Annotated in this window: 3 protein-coding genes; all 3 read right to left on the bottom strand. The window is 69.6% G+C overall.

Annotation, left to right across the window (positions count from 1 at the left end):
• Window positions 1-93 precede the first annotated feature (93 nt).
• From ACFU7D_RS29435 to ACFU7D_RS29425, 3 genes are read right to left on the bottom strand one after another with little or no spacing between them, the layout of a single operon-like run.
• Entirely contained in the window at window positions 94-789 is a 696-nt protein-coding gene (locus tag ACFU7D_RS29435) for a GNAT family N-acetyltransferase (protein WP_378728034.1), read from the bottom strand.
• 23 nt (window positions 790-812) lie between these two features.
• On the bottom strand, window positions 813-1,313 hold the full coding sequence (locus tag ACFU7D_RS29430) for a phosphoribosyltransferase (protein WP_091040933.1): 501 nt from the start codon (window positions 1,311-1,313) through the stop codon (window positions 813-815).
• On the bottom strand, window positions 1,310-1,996 hold the full coding sequence (locus ACFU7D_RS29425) for a regulatory protein RecX (protein ID WP_378874031.1): 687 nt from the start codon (window positions 1,994-1,996) through the stop codon (window positions 1,310-1,312). Before ACFU7D_RS29425 ends, ACFU7D_RS29430 begins: the two co-directional genes overlap by 4 nt.
• Window position 1,997: the final 1 nt, after the last annotated feature.

Genomic DNA, 1,997 nt, shown 5'->3' with positions numbered 1-1,997 from the left:
GCTCGTCATGACGCGCCGACTCGGCACAAGAAGTGGTCAGGACGTGCCGACTCGGCGCGGAATCGCGTCAGTTTGAGCCGACTCGGCGACGGGTCAGCACAGTACGCGCCGGAGATCCAGCGAGCAGCCGACCATCGTGGTCGTCGAACCGTCGGGCTGGGGTTCGTCGAACCAGGTGCCCTGCTCGAAGCCGACCTTGGCGAGCATCCGCAGCGAGGCGGCGTTGCGGTGGTCGGGGGCGGCGAAGCAGGCCGTCGCACCGGGATAGCGGCGCGGGATCGAGGTCAGCCAGACCCAGGCCATCCGCGGCCCGATCCCGCGACCGACGAAGGCCGGCTCGCCGATCGCGTAGTCGAAGCCGATCGCGTCTGGGTCGGGGGTGAGCAACGCGTAGTCCGGTTCGTCGCTGATCCGGTAGTCCTGGCAGAAGCCGATCGAGCGCCCGTTGACCTCGATCACCCAGAACGTCACCGGGGTCTTGCCGTCGATGTCCGGCCCGTAGTTGTCGGCCACCCACTCGGGCGTCGGCTCCCCGTCGACGGCGTACCACCGGTGCACGTGCTCAGCGTTGAGCCACCGGATCAGATGGGGCAGGTCGCCGCGGGTCATCGGCCGCAGTGCCACCACCGGCATCGGGTCGGAGGAGAACTCCTTGACCTCGCCGGAGAGGTCCACGGCGTACGCAGGTCGCCCGGCGATCCTCGTCGCCGCCGATGCCCAGCTCTCCCCCGGGCGCGTCACGCCACCGAGACGGTGTGTCCCGGTGTGGACCGCGACCGGCGTGAACATGGACCCAGGTTAGCGCCGCCGGGTCAGTGGGCCTGGCCGCCGCGGCGGTCGACGAGCGGCGGCTGGGAGGACCACGGGAAGTCGATCCAGCGGTCGGTCTTCTTGTAGACGTAGTCGGCGTTGATCACCGTCCACGGCTTCTCGAAGATCACCGCGGTGCGGGCCTCGGCCACGTGGCCCTCGCAGAAGTCGTGGACGATCTCCAAGGTCTTGCCGGTGTCGGCGACGTCGTCGGCGATGAGCACCTTCATCCCGGTCAGGTCGACGGCCGCGGGCGTCGGCGGGAGCATGATCGGGACGTCGAGGCGCTCGTTGATGCCGGTGTAGAACTCCACGTTGACCGCGGACAGGTTCTTCACGTCGAGGGCGTAGCCCAGGCCCATCCCCAGGGCCAGGCCGCCACGGGCGATGGAGAGCACGATGTCGGGCTCGTAGCCGCTGTCGACGACCTTCTGGGCGATGTCGCGCACTGCGGTGCCGAAGAGGTCGTAGGTCAGGATCTCGCGCTCTTGCTGCTCACTCACAGATCGGATTCTGACACGAGACCGCCGGTGCCATCGTCATCGGCCAGAGCGAGCTCCTCGCGAACGATGCTGTAGGCCACACCGGCGCCGTATCCCTTGCGGGCGAGCATCCCGACCAGACGCCGGGTCTTGGTCTGGTCGTCGAAGCGCTCCAGGGAGCGCAGCTTGCGCCGGACCATCCGCCGGCCGGCCTCGCGCTCGTCGTCGGGGTCGATCTCGTCGAGCGCGTCGCGGGCCACGTCGTCGTCGATGCCCTTGCGGCGCAGCTCCTGGGCCAGGGCTCGTCGGGCCAGACCCTTTCCGGGCTGTCGGCTGGCGATCCAGGCCTTGGCGAAGGCCTCGTCGTCGATCAGGCCGACCTCTTCGAAGCGGTCCAGCAGCTGTGTCGCCAGGGCCGCCGGAACCTCCTTCTTCTCGAGCTTGTCGGCGAGCTCCTTGCGGCTGCGCGCCTGGCCGGTCAGGGCGTCGAGGAGGATCTTGCGGGCGATGGCCTCGTGGTCGGGCTCGGGGTCGTTCTTGGGGTCTGCGGGGTCCGCCGGGCGGGGCTTGCGCTGACGGGAGCGTGTTGGTCTCGACACGTCGTCGCTCCTTCGTCGCGACGACGGCTCGACCGACGGCGGCGAGGGCTCGACCAGCGGGGTCTTGCCGGCCCAGGCTTCGACGCCGAGGGACACGTCCCCCAGC

This window comes from Nocardioides sp. NPDC057577 (assembly GCF_042801335.1).
GTDB lineage: Bacteria > Actinomycetota > Actinomycetes > Propionibacteriales > Nocardioidaceae > Nocardioides.
Note: the sequence above shows the minus strand (reverse complement) of the source record. Positions and strands in the feature narration are given on the sequence as shown.

Bases quoted from the DNA above. Each gene is read 5' to 3' on its own strand.
- ACFU7D_RS29435 (WP_378728034.1), bottom strand. From the start codon at position 789: ATGTTCACGCCGGTCGCGGTCCACACCGGGACACACCGTCTCGGTGGC.